The 15,775-nt window shown below is 71.0% G+C and carries 13 protein-coding genes and 1 pseudogene; 8 read left to right on the forward strand and 6 right to left on the reverse strand.

The genetic code is table 11. The features are described from left to right. The first annotated feature begins 9 nt into the window (after nt 1-9). The 3 genes and pseudogenes from IFSED24_RS14665 (at nt 10) to IFSED24_RS14675 (ending at nt 2,367) form a co-directional block, all read left to right on the forward strand. Complete coding sequence (locus tag IFSED24_RS14665; RefSeq protein WP_491332221.1) at nt 10-351, forward strand: transposase; 342 nt, start codon at nt 10-12, stop codon at nt 349-351. After that, nucleotides 336-569: pseudogene (locus IFSED24_RS14670) on the forward strand (hypothetical protein); the annotation flags it as partial. The gene IFSED24_RS14665 and the pseudogene IFSED24_RS14670, both read left to right, overlap by 16 nt. Nucleotides 570-684: 115 nt before the next feature. After that, nucleotides 685-2,367 carry a hypothetical protein gene (locus tag IFSED24_RS14675; RefSeq protein ID WP_491332222.1) on the forward strand — a complete coding sequence of 561 codons (1,683 nt, stop codon included), beginning with the start codon at nt 685-687 and terminating at the stop codon, nt 2,365-2,367. 490 nt (nt 2,368-2,857) lie between these two features. Here the strand turns inward: IFSED24_RS14675 and IFSED24_RS14680 are convergent, their stop codons facing one another. From IFSED24_RS14680 to IFSED24_RS14705, 6 genes are read right to left on the reverse strand one after another with little or no spacing between them, the layout of a single operon-like run. Beyond that, entirely contained in the window at nt 2,858-3,640 is a 783-nt protein-coding gene (locus IFSED24_RS14680; protein WP_491332223.1) for an energy transducer TonB, read from the reverse strand. Then, a complete protein-coding gene (locus tag IFSED24_RS14685; RefSeq protein WP_491332224.1) occupies nt 3,637-4,140 on the reverse strand; it encodes an ExbD/TolR family protein in 504 nt (167 codons plus the stop codon). The genes IFSED24_RS14680 and IFSED24_RS14685 overlap by 4 nt, the downstream gene beginning before the upstream one ends. Next, nucleotides 4,133-4,600 (reverse strand): ExbD/TolR family protein, encoded by a 468-nt coding sequence (locus IFSED24_RS14690; RefSeq protein ID WP_491332225.1) that lies wholly within the window; start codon nt 4,598-4,600, stop codon nt 4,133-4,135. The genes IFSED24_RS14685 and IFSED24_RS14690 overlap by 8 nt, the downstream gene beginning before the upstream one ends. A gap of 3 nt (nt 4,601-4,603) precedes the next feature. Further along, nucleotides 4,604-5,317: a MotA/TolQ/ExbB proton channel family protein gene (locus IFSED24_RS14695; protein ID WP_491332226.1), complete on the reverse strand. Its 714-nt coding sequence runs from the start codon at nt 5,315-5,317 to the stop codon at nt 4,604-4,606. Beyond that, nucleotides 5,314-7,161: a tetratricopeptide repeat protein gene (locus IFSED24_RS14700; RefSeq protein WP_491332227.1), complete on the reverse strand. Its 1,848-nt coding sequence runs from the start codon at nt 7,159-7,161 to the stop codon at nt 5,314-5,316. Before IFSED24_RS14700 ends, IFSED24_RS14695 begins: the two co-directional genes overlap by 4 nt. A gap of 23 nt (nt 7,162-7,184) precedes the next feature. Beyond that, entirely contained in the window at nt 7,185-8,120 is a 936-nt protein-coding gene (locus IFSED24_RS14705) for a substrate-binding domain-containing protein (protein WP_491332228.1), read from the reverse strand. A gap of 254 nt (nt 8,121-8,374) precedes the next feature. Between IFSED24_RS14705 and IFSED24_RS14710 the strand changes: the two genes are divergently transcribed. The 5 genes from IFSED24_RS14710 to IFSED24_RS14730 are packed head-to-tail and all read left to right on the forward strand — an operon-like array spanning nt 8,375 to nt 15,771. After that, the gene (locus tag IFSED24_RS14710; RefSeq protein ID WP_491332229.1) at nt 8,375-9,682 is read left to right on the forward strand and encodes a glucoamylase family protein; all 1,308 of its coding nucleotides are present in this window, start codon (nt 8,375-8,377) and stop codon (nt 9,680-9,682) included. Then, a complete protein-coding gene (locus tag IFSED24_RS14715) occupies nt 9,679-10,962 on the forward strand; it encodes a sugar ABC transporter substrate-binding protein (RefSeq protein ID WP_491332230.1) in 1,284 nt (427 codons plus the stop codon). The genes IFSED24_RS14710 and IFSED24_RS14715 overlap by 4 nt, the downstream gene beginning before the upstream one ends. After that, nucleotides 10,959-11,849: a carbohydrate ABC transporter permease gene (locus tag IFSED24_RS14720; protein ID WP_491332231.1), complete on the forward strand. Its 891-nt coding sequence runs from the start codon at nt 10,959-10,961 to the stop codon at nt 11,847-11,849. The genes IFSED24_RS14715 and IFSED24_RS14720 overlap by 4 nt, the downstream gene beginning before the upstream one ends. Continuing rightward, the gene (locus IFSED24_RS14725) at nt 11,846-12,670 is read left to right on the forward strand and encodes a carbohydrate ABC transporter permease (protein ID WP_491332232.1); all 825 of its coding nucleotides are present in this window, start codon (nt 11,846-11,848) and stop codon (nt 12,668-12,670) included. Before IFSED24_RS14720 ends, IFSED24_RS14725 begins: the two co-directional genes overlap by 4 nt. Further along, nucleotides 12,667-15,771: a discoidin domain-containing protein gene (locus tag IFSED24_RS14730; RefSeq protein ID WP_491332233.1), complete on the forward strand. Its 3,105-nt coding sequence runs from the start codon at nt 12,667-12,669 to the stop codon at nt 15,769-15,771. The genes IFSED24_RS14725 and IFSED24_RS14730 overlap by 4 nt, the downstream gene beginning before the upstream one ends. The last annotated feature ends 4 nt before the right edge of the window (nt 15,772-15,775 follow it).

The raw sequence follows: 15,775 nt of genomic DNA on the forward strand, positions 1-15,775 counted from the left end.
TGGGGAGAGGTGGTTTGTTATTCCTGTTCGCGACTACTACCGAACCAGACTCGCCTTCTCTGTAACAAATCTCGAACCGATCGCTGGAGACGACGCTGCGGCAGCTACCTCAACAGTCACGTCCACTTCCACGTGCTGGTGACCGACGGCGTGTTCAGCGACGATGGTGCCGGCGGGGCGGAGTTCCACCCGGCGACCGAACTGGACACCTGTGATATCGCCGCCGTCCAGACCAAGATCCGCGCCGTAGCCTACGTTGGCTTCACCGGCAAGGCCACCTCGACGACGCGGCCGTCCATGCCCTCGACTCCCCCGACCACGCCGGCGGCTGGTCGGTCGACGCCCAGGTAGACATCCCGGACTGGGACCGCCACGGACTCGAGCGCCTGGTGCGGTACTGCACCCGGCCGCCGCTGGCACAGGAACGACTCGGACGCCTGAACGCGCAGCGGAACGGCCGCTCTTCTTACCTTCATCCTCACGAACGTACCAAGCTCCGCCCTGGCGGGCGACCCGCCGCCCGCGGCGCCGGCCGCGGCAGCACCCGTCTACTCGGTCGTGAAGGATGACAACGGCGTATGGTGGTTCCAGAGGCCCGACGGCAGCCGCTTCTACTCCCTCGGAGTCAACAACATCGAGCCCGAACCTTTCATGCCGCGACCGGGCTCGGACTAATACAACCCCGTGCCCACGGAGTTCGAGGGCGACACCAATGCGTGGGCCGGCTTCGTGCGCAATTTCCTCACCAAGCTTGGATTCAACACGGTCGGGGCGTGGAGCTCCACGGTCCTGCCGACCGACGAGCGCTTCGTCGCCACGCCCATCCTGTACGTGGTGCTTCACAAGGGCACCCGCTGCCTCGCCCGGCTGCAGCCGGACTTCGAGTCGTTCGTGCTCCAGAACGTCAAGGAGTCGATCGCCAAGCTGCCCGGTCGAGAAGGACTGCTCGGCGTGTTCCTGGACAACGAAATGCCCTGGTTCGGCAAGACCGGGTTTCGGTACGTCCCGACCTACACCCTCCTGGAGCTGGCGTTCGAGCTCCCCACCGACGACGCGCGCCACCAGGCCGCCCTGGAGTTCCTCCAGTCGCGCCACGGCTCGGTCGAGAGCCTGGCGGCGGCCTATGGCCAGCCCGTCCAGTCCTGGGACGACGTGACGGTCAAGCTGCTTCACGGCTCTACCTCCCCGGAAGCCGCGGCCGATCGGGAGCAGTTCACCGCCATGCTCGCCGAACGCTTCTTCGAGGTTTCCTGCGGCATCGTCCGCCAGGAGCTCCCCGGGGTCCTGATCTTGGGACCCCGCTTCGCCGGTGATGCCCCCGACCCGGTCATCCGCGCTGCCGGCAAGTACTGCGACGTCATCTCGGTCAGTGATTTCCGTTTCGCGCCCAAGGCCGACGAGAACAACCTCGCCCGCTTCTGGCTGCTGGGCGGCCGCCCGCTCATGCACGTCGATTTCTCCTTCCGGGCCAGAGCCAACGCCAGCGGCAACCTGAATACCTACGGCGTGGGACCCATTTTCGACACCCAGGCCGACCGGGCCGCGGCCTACGCCGCGCTGGTCTCCGACACCGCGACCATCCCCTACGTCATCGGGTCGCACTGGTTCGGGTTCGCCGACCAGTCGCCGCAGGGCCGGTTCGACGGCGAGGACGGCAACTACGGCATCGTGGACATCCACAACAATCCGTACCCCGAGATGGTCGCAGCCATGAAGGCCACCAACGCCCGCGTGCCAGCGCTGCACGCCTCCACCAGGCGGGTCGTGCCCACCGAGCTACGCCCGCGCATGGCGGCTTCGTACGCGTCCGGCCAGCACCCCGAGCGTCCGCCCACGCTCGGACTCCTCGGAGACTGGGTCGGTCCGGCGGAAACCTGGACCGCGCCCGACGCGAAGATGTCCTGGGAGATGACCGCGGGCGAGCTCGTCTTGCAGTACGAAACGGGGACGCAGTACGGCGCCGGGATCAACATCTTCGGCCCCAAGGCCAACGCCAGCGGCCACGGTCCGTCGTTGGCGACCGACCTCGACGGCTACGCGAGTATCCTGATCGACGTGACCGTGCCCAAGGGTCTGCAGCTGAACCTCGTGCTGGCCGAGGCCGGTTCCGGCACGATCTGGATGCCCAGGTTCGATACCTCTGCCGGCGATGATGGCGAAGCCTTCGCCTCGATCCCCATCTTCGGGGATGGCGTCCGGATCACCCACCGCCTGCCCATCGACGGGCTGCTCCTTCAGCAGTTCTACGGAAACCAGGCCGGCGCCCGCAGGATCGACATGCAGGTCGTGCGCAACATCGGGTTGGTCGTCACGGGCGTACCCGAGTCCGGGACGGTGGTCGTCCACAGGCTGGAGCTCATCCGGTAGCGCCGCTAGTCGAGCAGGCAGCTCTTGTCCGCGTCCATCCGCAGCAGTGTGACCGGCGGCGTCAGTGACCTGTCTAAACGAATACTTCGATTACTACTATCGCGACTGGACGCATCTCGGGCTGGAGAAGGACTGTCCTGAGCCGCGCGATGTCGAGCCGCCAGAGGTCGGGCCGATCAGGTCGCGGGCGATCCTCGGCGGACTGCATCATCGGTACTCTCGCGAGGCTGCTTAGGGCTGTCTGATTGGTGAGTTGGGTCAGCCTTGGGCGGCGAGGTCTGTCTGGAAGTGTCGTCGGATAGGGAAGAATTCGGTTTCGACGGCCTAACCCTCCTGATCGGACTGATGTCAGTCCTTCCCGTTATCGGATTGCCGGCCTCAGACGCTCAAGATTTCGCGCGGATGGAATATTCCGAAGGGACACGGCGCGGCCGGCCCTATACTGGCGATCGCGGTTCCGGTGCGGTCGACCGCGCCGGACCGGCCGCCCTCAGTTCAGCTTGAAGGTCACGGGCATCATCACCCACACCTCCACCGGCTTGCCGTCGATGAGCGCCGGCCGCCAGGTGGAGGTACGCGCGCAGTCGTCGGCGGCCTTCCGCAGGGCCTCGGGACCGTCGATGATGATCACGTCCTTGACCTTGCCCTCCTTGCTCACCAGCACGCGCACGATCACGGTGCCCTCGACCTCCGCGTCCCTGGCCATCTCGGGATAGACCGGCGACTCGATGCTGATGCGCTGCGGCTCCTCGTCCACGACGATGAACTCGTCGGGCGAGGGCGAGGTGTCCACGTCGATGTCCACGACCAGCGAGTCGCCCTCGCCGGTGCCGACGCCGAGGTCGCCGAGGTCGACGGGCTCGAGAGCCTCGGACATCTCCGTGACCGTCGCGATGGTCTCGGTGGTGGCCTTCTCGTCGGCCACGGGCTCGGGCACGGCGATCTCCGGCGGCGGCGCGGCGATCTTCGCCACCTCCTCGGCGACGTTGACCTGGGGCACCGAGGGCCGGGCGATCGACGGCGGCACGCCGAGGTCGGTGTAGCGCACGATCTTGATCTGGCGGGCGACCGGTGCGGCTTCCGGCGTGCGGTGCGACCACCACGACCAGGCGCCGAAGCTGGCGAGCGCCAGCGCCAGGGTGACCGCGGCAGCCGAACCCAGCCAGCGGGCCAGCTCCCGCCGCAGCGGGTGCTGCTCGCCGGTGACCGGCAGGCTCGTCGCCTGCTCGAGCCGGAAGGCCCAGGGGATGTGGCGCACGCCGCTGTCGCTCATCGGGTCCCCTCCAGGGTCTCGACGTCGCGGTCGGACATGGGGATCAGGCTGAAGCGCTCCATGCGGGCGTCTTCCAGGGTGTCCATCATGTCGACCATGGGCTCGTAGCGCGCATCGCGGTGGATCTTCACCAGCACGATCAGGTTGGGGTTGACCGCGGCGTTGGCCTGCATGGTGGGCGCCAGGTCGGCCCAGGTGATCGGCTCGATGGCCTCCTTGCCGAGCTTGACGAAGAGTTCCTCGTCGCGGTCCACGTAGACCGTCATCACGTTGGACTCCGGCACCTCCACCTTGGCCCCCGGCTCCGGCATGTTGACCTCCATGGCCAGGGGTCGCCGGAAGACCGTGGTGACCATGAAGAAGATCAGCAGCAGGAAGGCCACGTCCACCATGGGCGTCATGTCGATCCGGATGCCGGGCCGCTTCTTCTTCCCGCGGCCGAGGACGCCGGTGGCGCGCTTGCCGGACTGGCCGCTGTCGGGAGCGGAGACGTCAGCCATCGCTTCGCTCCTTGTCTGCGGGTGACGCGCCGTGGCGCGCGGCCGCCGGCTGCTTGGCCAGATCGGTCATCAGGTTGAAGCGGAGCGTCTTGGCGCGGGCGAGGGTGTCCATGAGGTCGGCCATGGCGCCGAAGGGCGCGTCGCGGTCGCCCTTGACCACCACCACCGCGTCGGGATTGCGGCTCCGCCAGTTGACGATGGCGTCCAGCATGTTGTCTGGCCCCAGCTCCTGGATGTCGGTGCCCGCCGCGCTGGAGATGAAGACCTGCCCCGTCTGGTTCATGGTCAGGATGATCGTGCCGGTCTCCGGAACGTGGATCTCCGACTGCGAGAGCGGCAGGTCCACCGCCACCGTCTCGGGCGGCCGGAACTGGGTGGTGGACATGAAGAAGATCAGCAGCAGGAAGGCCACGTCCACCATGGGCGTCATGTCGATGCGGACGCGTGTGCGACGTGCCATGGCTCAGGACTCCTCGCGCAGCTCGAGCAGCTTGACGATCTCGTAGCTGGTCTCCTCGACGCTGTCGTTGAAGCGATCGACGCGCGTCGTGAAGTAGTTGTAGAGCACCGTGGCGATGATCGCCGTGGTCAGGCCGAGCGCCGTGTTCACGAGCGCCTCGCTGATGCCCAGCGCAAGCTGGGTGGCGTCGGGAGCGCCGGCGCGGGACATGGCGTGGAAGGAGCGGATCATGCCGATGGTCGTGCCCAGCAGACCGATGAGCGTGGCGATGGAGGCGATGGTCGACAGCGCCGTCAGATTCTGCTCCAGGTTGGGAGACTCGAGGGCGCTCGCCTCCTGCAGCGCCCGCCGCGTCTGGTCGAGCGCTCCGTCCCCCTTCCCCTGCTCGCAATGGCGGCGGTAGCTCTCCAGGCCGGCCCCGATCACGTTGGCGAGGCTGCCGCCCTGCGCCTTGCAGGCCTCGACGGCGGCGGCCAGCTCGCCGCCGTGCACGGAGGCCTTGATGGTCTTGATGAAGCGCCCGACGTTGCCGCGCCCGCCGGCGCGCCACAGCACGATGAAGCGCTCGATGGCGAAGGTCAGGGCCAGGAAGAGCAGCGTCAGACCGATGACCAGCAACGGTCCGCCGCGGCGGATGTACTCCGGCGACGCCTGCCAGATGTACCAGGACACGACCAGCGAGGCGATCGTGATGGGGAGCAAGATCCAGTTCTTCATCGCGGCTCGTTCTCCTTTTGGGTGTTGCGGGCCTGTTCGAGCAGCCTGGCCCCGCTCTGCAGCATGGCGTTGCGGGGATCGATCTCGCGGGCGCGTTCGAAGGCCGCCGCGGCCGCGTCGAGCTGGTTCTGGCCGAGCCGCGCGCTGCCGAGACCGGCCCAGCCGTCGGCATTGGCGGGTTCGACCTCGGTCGCCTCGCCGTAGTAGCGGGCGGCGTCGGTATAGTCGGCCTGGCGCAGGCGGCAGAAGCCGAGGCCACGCAGGGCCTGGGCGTGCCGCGGCTCCTTGGCGAGCACCTGCCGGTACTCCGCCTCGGCCGCGGCGATCTCGCCGGTGGCCGCCATGGCCTGCGCCAGCATCAGGCGGGCGACGGTCAGCTGGGGGTCGATCTCCGTGGTCCGGCGCAGGGTCGGCACGGCCTCCTCGAGGCGACCGGCGCGATACAGCGCGATACCCAGGTTCAGGTGGATGGCGGCGATGTCCGGCGCCAGGGAGATCGCCCGCCGGAAGGCCGTGACGGCCTCCTCGGCGCGGCCGGTGCGCAGGGCCAGCACGCCCTGCTGGAAGGGAACCTGGTAGAGGGTGCTGTCCGCGGCGGCGGCGCGGGCGAGGGTGGTCGCGGCGGCATCGTTCTGCCGCTGGTCCATCTGCCAGTCGGCCAGCGCCAGGAGCGTGGGAGCGTCCAGGGCGCTCGAGTCCGGAAGCGCGACGAGGATCGCCGCCGCCTCGGCCCGCTGCGCGGGATCGCTGCCCTGGATGGCGGCGCGCGCGAAGGCGAGGCGCGCGGCCTGATTCGCCGGATCCAGCTCAATGGCCCGCGCGGCTGCCCGGGCCGCCTGATCGTGGCGACGCAGAGTCTCCAGCGACTCGGCCAGACCGAGCCAGGCCGTGGTATCGCTGGCGGCGGTCTCGAGATAGCGCAGGTAGGTGCGGGCAGCCTGCTCGTGACGGCCGGCGCGGCGCAGCAGGTCGGCCAGGTCGGCCAGTACCGGCGCGTAGGTCGAGTCGGCCGCGACCGCCTGCAGGTAGCTTCGGTGCGCGTCGTTGAAGCGCTGCTGATCGCGGTAGAGATTGCCCAGCTGATGCAGCAGCGGCGCGGAGGACTCCACGCCGGGCACGGCGAGAGCCTGCTCGTAGGCCTGGATGGCAAGGGCGGGCAGGCCCCGCTGCTCCTCGATCCGGGCGACGAGTTCCGCGTGCTCGGGGTCCGCCGGGTTCAGGTGCATGGCGCGCAGGGCGGCCGTCTCGGCACCCGCCAGATCGCCCCGGGCCAGGAGCAGGAGCGCCTGCCCGTGGTGATAGTGGTCCTCGCCCTCGGCCACGCCGCGGCGCTTGCCGCCGCGCTCCAGCCGGCGCGCGGCCTGCTCGAGATCGCCGGCCGCCAGGTCGAGGCGAGCGAGTCCGTACTGGGCGAGCCATAGCTCGGGCTCGGCGGCGGCCGCCGCCTCGAGCAGCGGTCGGGCCTCGTCCACGCGACCGCGCCTCACCAGGAGCACGCCGAGACCGGCCTGCGCCGCGGCCACGTGGTCGCCCGCCGCCGCGATGGCCGCCCGGTATTCCTGCTCGGCCTCGTCCAGCCGTCCCTGCCGGAGGGCGACCTCGGCCAGTCCACCATGGGCCTCCGTCAGCCGATAGCCGGCGACCACCGCCTCGGTGAAGCGGTCGCGGGCACTGTCCAGACGCCCCTCCTCCAGCGCCCGCTTGCCCAGCCGGAGGGGATCGTTGTCCATGGTGTAGACCGGGTGGTCCGAGGCGAGGGCAGCGGCGGCCGGCAGGCACACCAGCGCGATCGCGAGCCCGACGAAGCAGCGCGCGATGGACGATGGGTGGCGACGTCCCGGCATGCGGCACCCCCGGTCAGGGCCCTCTAGCGACCCGGCGGATCGCGGGTGATCACGATCTCCCGCGCCACGTTCCGCGCCGGCACGGCGCCGGCGCGGCGAACCTGTCGCTGGCCACGGTCGCTGGCCAGATGCGTGACGAACTTCGTGCCCTCGATCCCGCCGGCGGCGCGGCAGGCCACGTACAGCATGTGGTGCAGAGGATAGTCCCCCGTCACCAGATTCGCGTAGGACGGCCGCGTCGGGGGCGCATCGGCGCCGGCGCGCACCGGGCGGACGGCCACGTCGTCGCGGGACCCGAGGTCGACGGTCAGCGTGCTGACCAGCCCGCAGGCGCCCGGGTCGGCCGCCACGGCGCGGGTCACGGCCTCGGCGTCGGCCACGAAGACCACCTCCCCGTCGGCCCGATCGGCCAGACCGAGGCGCCGGCCCGCCGCATCCCAGAGCCCCTCGTTGGGGTCGGGCGCGTACAGGCGCGTGCAGCCAGCCGCCCGGCCGCCGTCCAAGAGCCGACGCAACGCGTCGAGATCCAGCGGGCTGCCGTCGGCGTCCACCGCCGTGACCACCGCCATCCCGCCCACGGCCACCGGCACCACGACCGCGGTGTCGCCGTCGACCGCCCGCAGCTGGTCCTGCTCCGCGGCCGAGGGCGCCCGCAGCAGGAAGGCGGCGTCGGCGCGGCGATTGAGCAGGTCCTCGAGGGCCTGATTGGTGCCGCCGGCGGTGAGCCTCACGGTCAGCTCGGGGTAGTCCTGGCGGTAGGAGGCGATCAGGGAGGGGACAAGGCGCGGCGCGAGCTCGCTGCCAGCGACGGTCAGCACGGCCGGCCCATCCGCGGATCCGCCGAGGAAGCTCCCGAGCTTCTTCCAGTCGGGCACGCCACGGGTCGCGAAGAGCACCGCCACCACGGCCACGTAGATGGCGAGGCGAAGCAGGAACCAGGTGCGACGCCGGGAAGACATGGGTCTTAGTTTTTGGTTGCGCCAGGGGTGGCGAATTCTATACTCGCGGCATGCTACCGCGATACGGTTTCTCTTCTGGCCACGAACACCCGGCGGGTCATGGTTGCCGTGCGTCGTTGGCGGGGCTCGCCCTCGTCGCTCTGGTGCTCGCCGTTCAGCTCGGTGGGTGTGCGGGCGGCGACGCTGGGAGCGGGGCGGATCCCGCCAGCTCCGAATTCTCTCTGTCAGCTTATGAAACCGCTTTCATCGATAGTTTGCAAGCCCGGACTTTCCGCTTCTTCTGGGAGCTCTGCGACCCCGTCACCGGCCTCGCGCCCGACCGCGCGCCGACGCCGTCCTTCGCCAGCGTCGCCGCCACCGGCTTCGCGCTGACGGCCTACCCCATCGGCGCGGAGCGCGGCTGGATCTCGCGCCAGCAGGCCGCCAACCGCACGCTGCGGACCCTGCGCTTCCTCTGGACCGCTCCGCAGGGCGACGACGCCGCCGGCACCATCGGCACGCACGGACTCTTCTACCACTTCGTCGACCCGGCCACCGGCGCGCGCTACGGGACCGTGGAGCTGTCGACGGTCGACACGGCCCTGCTGCTCGCCGGTGCGCTCTTCTGCCAGACCTACTTCGATGGCCGCTCGGCGACCGAGGACAGCCTGCGCGCCCTGGCCGACTCGCTCTACCGGCGCGCCGACTGGCGCTGGGCCTCCGTCCGCCCCCCCACCATCGGTCACGGCTGGACGCCCGAGGACGGTCATCTGCCCTACGACTGGCGGGGCTACAACGAGGCCATGATCCTCTACATCCTGGCCCTGGGCTCGCCGACCCATCCGCCCAACCCCGGCGCCTGGGAGGCCTGGACCTCGTCCTACCGCTGGGGCGAGTTCCACGGTCAGGAGCACCTCGGCTTCGCGCCGCTCTTCGGCCACCAGTACACGCACGTGTGGATCGATCTGCGCGGCATCCGCGACGCCTTCATGCGCGCCCACGATCTCGACTACTTCGAGAACTCGCGCCGCGCCGTCCTCTCCCAGCACGCCTACGCCCTGGCCAACCCGGACGGCTTCGTCGGCTACGGGCCGCGCCTGTGGGGTCTGACCGCCTGCGACGGGCCGGTGCACGGGACCTTCACCATCGACGGCCGCGAGCGGAGCTTCCGCACCTACGACGCCCGCGGCGCCTCCTTCACCCGGGTGACCGACGACGGCACGGTCTGCCCCTCGGCCGCGGCCGCCTCGCTGCCCTTCGCGCCGGAGCTGGTCGTGCCCCTGCTCGTCACGCTGCGCGAGGACCACGGCGATCTCCTCTGGAGCGATTACGGTTTCCTCGACGCCCTCAACCCGACCTTCACCGTCGACGTTCCGGTCCAGCACGGTCGGGTCGTCCCGGGGCGAGGCTGGTACGATACCGACTACCTGGGGATCGATCAGGGCCCGATCCTGGCGATGATCGAGAACTGGCGCAACGAGCTGGTGTGGGCGACGATGCGGCGCAATCCCCACGTGGCGCGAGGGCTGCGGGCCGCCGGCTTCGGCGGCGGCTGGCTCGAAGCGGACGCGGAGCGGCCGTGAGGCGGTGGCGCGTCCCGATCAGCCTCCTGGCCCTCGCGAGCCTGCTGGGCGGATGCGGGCGGCGCGAGTCCGAGGTGACGGTGATCCGCTTCTGGGCCATGGGACGCGAGGGCGAGGTGGTGCAGGAACTGGTGCACGACTTCGAGGCCCGGCATCCCGAGCTGCGCGTCGAGGTGCAGCAGATCCCCTGGACGGCCGCGCACGAGAAGCTGCTGACGGCCTTCGTCGGCCGCGCCACGCCCGACCTGGCGCAGCTCGGCAACACCTGGATCGCCGAGTTCCACGCCCTCGACGCCCTCGCGCCGCTCCTGACCCGCGTGGCCGCGTCCGCCACGGTCGATCCGGCCGACCACTTCGACGGCATCTGGCAGACCAACGTCGTCGACGGCATGCTCTACGGCGTGCCGTGGTACGTGGACACCCGGCTGCTCTTCTACCGGAGCGACCTGGTGGCCGCGTCGCCGAGCACGTGGGCGCAGTGGCGGGCCACCATGGAGCAGGTGAGCGCTCGGGGCGGCCCGGGCGTCTACGGCGTCCTGCTGCCGATCAACGAGTGGGCGCAGTTGGTGATCCTGGGCCTGCAGGCCGGCTCGCCGCTCCTGGGCGACGGCGACACGCGGGGCGCCTTCTCCGAGCCGGCCTTCCGGCGGGCCTTCACCTTCTACGTGGATCTGTTCCGCGATGGCCTCGCCCCGCCGGTGAGCAACAACGAGGTCGCCAACCTCTACCAGGAGTTCGCCCGCGGCACCTTCGCCATGTACGTGACGGGGCCCTGGAACCTGGGCGAGTTCCGGCGGCGCCTGCCCGCCGCGCTGCAGGACGCGTGGACCACGGCGCCGATGCCGGGACCGGAACCCGGGACGCCCGGCGTCTCGCTGGCCGGCGGCTCGAGCCTGGTCATCTTTCGCGAGAGCCCCCACCAGGATGCGGCCTGGCGCCTGATCGAGTTCCTCTCCGAGCCGGCGCAGCAGCTGCGCTTCTTCGCGTTGACGGGCGACCTGCCGGCCCACCGCGCGGCCTGGGACGACTCCGCCCTGACCGCGCCGCGCATCCGGGCCTTCCGCCGGCAGCTCGATCACGTCGTGCCCACCCCCCGGCTGCCGGAATGGGAGCAGATCGCCGACCAGGTGTGGCGGCGCGCCGAGCAGGCCGTGCGCGGCGACGCCTCCATCGACGAGGCCCTCGCCGGGCTCGACGCCGACGTCGATCGCATCCTCGCCAAGCGCCGCTGGCTGCGCGAGCGCGCGAGCGCGGCGGCGGGCGGAACGGAGCGGCCATGAGCAGCGGCTACACCCGCGCACGGGCTCGCGCCGGCCGGCTCTTCGTGGCCCCGGCGCTGGTCATGCTGGTGGCCTTCTTCGTGCTGCCGGTGGTGGCCGGCCTGCTGCTCAGCTTCACCGATTTCGACCTCTACGCCATCGCCGATCCCGGCGCGGCGCGCTTCGTCGGCCTGGCCAACTTCACCGCCGTGCTCACCGACCCGGCGTTCTGGCAGGCCCTGACCAACACGCTCACCTTCGTGTTCGTGGGCGTGCCGCTGTCGCTGATGGTCTCCCTGGCGGCGGCCCTCCTCCTGGACGACCGCCGCGCGCGCTTGCGCGGCCTCTTCCGCACGGTCTATTTCGTGCCGGTCGTGACCACGCTGGTCTCGGTCGCCATCGTCTGGCGCTACCTCTACCAGCCGCAATACGGCCTGCTGAACCACGCCCTCGGCCTGCTGGGCCTCGGCCCGATCGACTGGCTCGGCGACCCGCGCTTCGCCATGCCCGCCATCATCATCCTCGCCGTCTGGAAGAACTTCGGCTACAACATGCTGATCTTCCTGGCCGGCCTGCAGACCATCCCCGACGAGCTCTACGAGGCGGCAGCGATCGACGGCGCCGGTCCCTGGCGCCGCTTCCGCCATATCACCTTGCCGGGTCTGGCGCCCACGGCGCTCTTCGTGGGCCTGACCACGCTCATCGGCTACTTCCAGCTCTTCGCCGAGCCCTACGTGATGACCCAGGGCGGGCCGCTGGGCGCCACGCGCAGCCTCGTGCTCCTGATGTACGAGGAGGGCTTCCGCTGGTGGCGGATGGGGGTCGCCTCGACCATCGCCGTGATGCTGCTCGCGATCACGGTGATCGCGGCCCTGGTGCAGCTACGCCTGCAGCGGAGGCCGTCATGACGCGCCGCCGCCTCGAGTCGCTGCTGGTGAACGGGGCGCTCGTCGTCGGCGCGCTGGTGACCCTCGCGCCCTTGCTCTGGATGGTGTCGGCCTCCTTCATGCAGCCGGGCGAGGCGAACACCGTGCCGCCGCCCTTGTGGCCGCGTCAGCCGACCCTCGCCAACTATGCGGCGCTCTTCACGCGTCTGGACATGCTCCGCCACTTCCTGGCCAGCGCCCTGGTGGCGGTGCTCGCCACGGTGTTCTCGGTCCTGGTGAATTCGCTGGCCGGCTACGCCTTCGCCAAGCTGCCCTTCCGCGGACGCGACCGGCTCTTCGGCAGCCTCGTCGCGGGCCTGGTGGTGCCCGCGCAGGTGGCCATGCTGCCCCTCTTCCTGCTACTGCGCGAGCTGCACCTGGTGAACACCTACGCCGGCGTGCTCGTGCCCTACCTGGCGAGCATCTTCGGCATCTTCCTGATCCGCCAGTACACCCTGAGCGTGCCGGACGAGCTGCTCGACGCCGCGCGCATCGACGGCGCCAGCGAGTTCGCGGTCTTCCGGCTCGTCGCGCTGCCGGTGATCCAGCCGATCCTCGTCACGCTGGCGGCCTTCACCTTCCTGAGCGCCTGGAACGACTTCATGTGGCCGCTCATCGTCCTCTCCGACGGCGCCAAGCACACCCTGCCGGTCGCCCTCGCCAGCCTGGTCGGCGAGCACGTGCAGGACACCGAGCTGATGATGGCCGGTTCGATGCTGACCATCCTGCCGGCCCTCGTGGTCTTCCTGATCTTCCAGCGCACCTACGTGCGCGGGATCATGGCCGGAGGCGTGAAGGGATGAGGCTCGTGGCGGTCATGACCGGCCTGGCGCTGGTGGCCGCGTGCGGCGGGCCGGCACGACCGGTGAAGCTGGGCGATCCGGCCGCCTGGTCGGCCCATCCCGCCGAGGGCGTGGCGCTGCAGCTGGGCGACGACGGCGGCGCCCTGCGCCTCGACTTCCGCTTCGACGGCGGCGGCTGGGCCATCGCCCGGCGCGAGGTGGACCTGGTCTTGCCGCAGAACTACGAGTTCCGCTTCCGGGTGCGGGGCGAGGCGCCGCTCAACCATCTCGAGCTCAAGCTGATCGACGCGAGCGGCGAGAACGTCTGGTGGCACGTGTGGCGCGACGTGGAGTGGCCGCAGGACTGGCGGATCTTCACGGCGCGCAAGCGTCAGATCACCTTCGCCTGGGGGCCGCGGGGAGGCGGCGAACCCGGACGGATCGCCGCCATCGAGCTGGCGATCACCGCCGGCCGTGGTGGCGAGGGGACGGTGTGGATCGACGGACTCGAGCTGGCGCCGCGACCGGCCGCTTCGGCGACGCCACCGCCGGCGCCGGTGGCCTCGGCGAGCACGAGCGCGGCGGGCCACCAAGCGGCCCTCGCGGTCGACGGCGATCCGCGAACGAGCTGGGCCTCCGCTCCCGGCGACGCGTCGCCGTCCTTCACGCTGGACCTCGGCCGGCTCCGCGAGCTGGGCGGCCTGACGGTGCAGTGGCTCGCCGGCCGTCAGGCGACGGACTACGCGGTCGAGGTGCGCGACGGCGCGCAGGAGCCATGGCGCGGAGTGCTCGAGGTGTCCGGCTCGAATGGCGGCCTGGACGACCTCTATCTCCCCGAGACGGAAACGCGCTTCCTCCGCCTGCGGGCCACGGCGCGTGCCGGCTCGGGCGGCGTGGCCATCGCCGAGGTCACGCTGCGGCCGCTGGCCTGGTCGGCCACCCGCGAGGCCTTCTTCGGCGAGGTGGCGCGCCGCGCTCGCCGTGGCCTCTATCCGCGCGGCTTCTTGCCGGAGCAGGTCTACTGGACGGTGGTCGGCCTCGACGGCGACCCGCACGAGGGACTGGTGAGCGAGGATGGCGCCGTCGAGGCGCAGCCGGGCGGATTCACCCTCGAGCCCTGCCTCTGGTCGGAGGGCGAGCTTTTCACCTGGGCCGACGTCACCGCGCTTCAGACCCTCGCCGACGGCTACTTGCCGCTGCCGCGCGTGGTCTGGGATCACGGTGCGTGGCGCCTGACCGTCGCGGTCGATCCGGTGGGTGTGCCCGGCGCGTCGGCGCTGCGTGCGCGCTACATACTGACCAATCGCGGCGCCGAACCCGCGCGGGCGACGCTCTTCCTGGCTCTGCGCCCCTACCAGGTCAACCCCCCGAGCCAGTTCCTCAACCTCCGCGGCGGCACGGCGCGCGTCACGACGCTGGCGCGCGCAGGAAACACCGTTCTGGTCGATGGCCGCGAGCGCGTGCGCCTGCGTCCCGCGCCGGCCGCCTTCGGCGCGGCGAGCTTCTTCGGCGGCGACATCGTGGCGGAGCACATCGTGGACGGGCGCCTGCCGGCGGCCGAGGCGGTCGACGACCCCTTCGGCGCCGCCTCGGCAGCCGCGGCCTTCCCGCTGGCGCTGGCTCCCGGCGAGGCCGACACGGTGGAGGCGCTCTTGCCGATGGATGGCGCCGCGCCGGTCGATGCCGGCGCGAGCGACCCGATCGCGTCCTGGCACGCGGCGCTCGACCGCGTGACCCTGGCCGGGCCGGACGCCGCCGCGGACGCGCTCGCCACCCTCAAGGCCCAGCTCGGCTGGATCCTCGTCAACCGTGCGGGTGCGGCGATCCAGCCCGGCGCGCGTTCCTATGCGCGGTCGTGGATCCGCGACGGCACGCTCACCGGCGAGGCCCTGCTGCGGCTCGGCCACGCCGAGGCCGCGGTGGCCTTCCTGGAATGGTACGCACCGCACCAGTACGCCAGCGGCAAGATCCCCTGCGTGGTGGACGGGCGCGGCGCCGACCCGGTGCCGGAGCACGACTCGACCGGCGAGTTCATCCACCTGGTCTGCGCGTGCTACCGCTACACGGGCGACCACGCACTGCTGGAGCGAATGTGGCCGCGGGTGCTCGCGGGCATCGGCTACCTCGAGAGCCTGCTCGCCGAACGCCGCACCGATGCCTTTCGCGGCACGGAGTTCTTCGGGATCCTGCCCCCCTCCATCAGTCACGAGGGCTACTCGGCCAAGCCCATGCACTCGTACTGGGACGACTTCTGGGCCCTGCGCGGATTCCGCGACGCGGCCTGGCTCGCCACGCAGCTGGAAGCACCCGATGCCGCCGAGCTCGCGGCCGCGGGCGATCGATTCGCCGCCGATCTCGCCGCCTCCATCGCCGCCGCGATGCAGCGTCACGGCATCGACTACGTGCCTGGTTGCGCCGACCTCGGCGACTTCGACGCCACCTCCACCACCATCGCGCTAGCGCCGACGGGGGCCGCCGGCCTGGCGCCGGCGGGCGCCATCGACCGGACCTTCGAGCGATACTGGGACTTCTTCGTCGCGCGGCGGGCCGGCGAGCCCTGGGAGGCGCTGACACCCTACGAGCTGCGCAACGTCGGCGCCTTCGTGCGGCTCGGCTGGCGCGAGCGCGCCAACAAGGTCCTGGACTGGTTCCTCGACCAGCGCCGGCCGGTCGGCTGGCGCCATTGGGCGGAGGTGGTGGGCCGCGACGCGCGGGAGCCGCGCTTCATCGGCGACATGCCGCACACCTGGGTGGGCTCGGACTACCTTCGGTCGGTGCTGGACATGCTCGTCTATGAACGGCACGGTGCGGAGAACGTCGGCGGCCCGACGGACGCGCTGGTGCTGGCGGCCGGGGTGCCGGCGGCCTGGCTCGACGCGGGCGGGCTGCGCGTCGGCGACCTGCCCACGCCCCATGGGCTGCTGAGCTACTCGCTGCGCCGCGAGGGCACGGTGCTCGTCATGGAGATATCCGCGGGGCTGACCGTACCGCCGGGAGGCCTCGAGCTGCGACCGCCGGCGGCGGGGACGCGGGTCACCGTCGACGGCCAGCCCGTCGTGGCGAGCGCCGGCGGCGGCGTGATCCTCACGCGGGTGCCGGCCCGGGTCGTCTGGCGGGACTGATCGT

Source organism: Candidatus Latescibacter sp. IFSED24 (assembly GCF_058273205.1).

Bases quoted from the DNA above. Each gene is read 5' to 3' on its own strand.
- IFSED24_RS14720 (WP_491332231.1), top strand. From the start codon at position 10,959: ATGAGCAGCGGCTACACCCGCGCACGGGCTCGCGCCGGCCGGCTCTTC.
- IFSED24_RS14680 (WP_491332223.1), bottom strand. From the start codon at position 3,640: ATGAGCGACAGCGGCGTGCGCCACATCCCCTGGGCCTTCCGGCTCGAG.
- IFSED24_RS14685 (WP_491332224.1), bottom strand. From the start codon at position 4,140: ATGGCTGACGTCTCCGCTCCCGACAGCGGCCAGTCCGGCAAGCGCGCC.
- IFSED24_RS14725 (WP_491332232.1), top strand. From the start codon at position 11,846: ATGACGCGCCGCCGCCTCGAGTCGCTGCTGGTGAACGGGGCGCTCGTC.
- IFSED24_RS14700 (WP_491332227.1), bottom strand. From the start codon at position 7,161: ATGCCGGGACGTCGCCACCCATCGTCCATCGCGCGCTGCTTCGTCGGG.
- IFSED24_RS14730 (WP_491332233.1), top strand. From the start codon at position 12,667: ATGAGGCTCGTGGCGGTCATGACCGGCCTGGCGCTGGTGGCCGCGTGC.
- IFSED24_RS14705 (WP_491332228.1), bottom strand. From the start codon at position 8,120: ATGTCTTCCCGGCGTCGCACCTGGTTCCTGCTTCGCCTCGCCATCTAC.
- IFSED24_RS14695 (WP_491332226.1), bottom strand. From the start codon at position 5,317: ATGAAGAACTGGATCTTGCTCCCCATCACGATCGCCTCGCTGGTCGTG.
- IFSED24_RS14690 (WP_491332225.1), bottom strand. From the start codon at position 4,600: ATGGCACGTCGCACACGCGTCCGCATCGACATGACGCCCATGGTGGAC.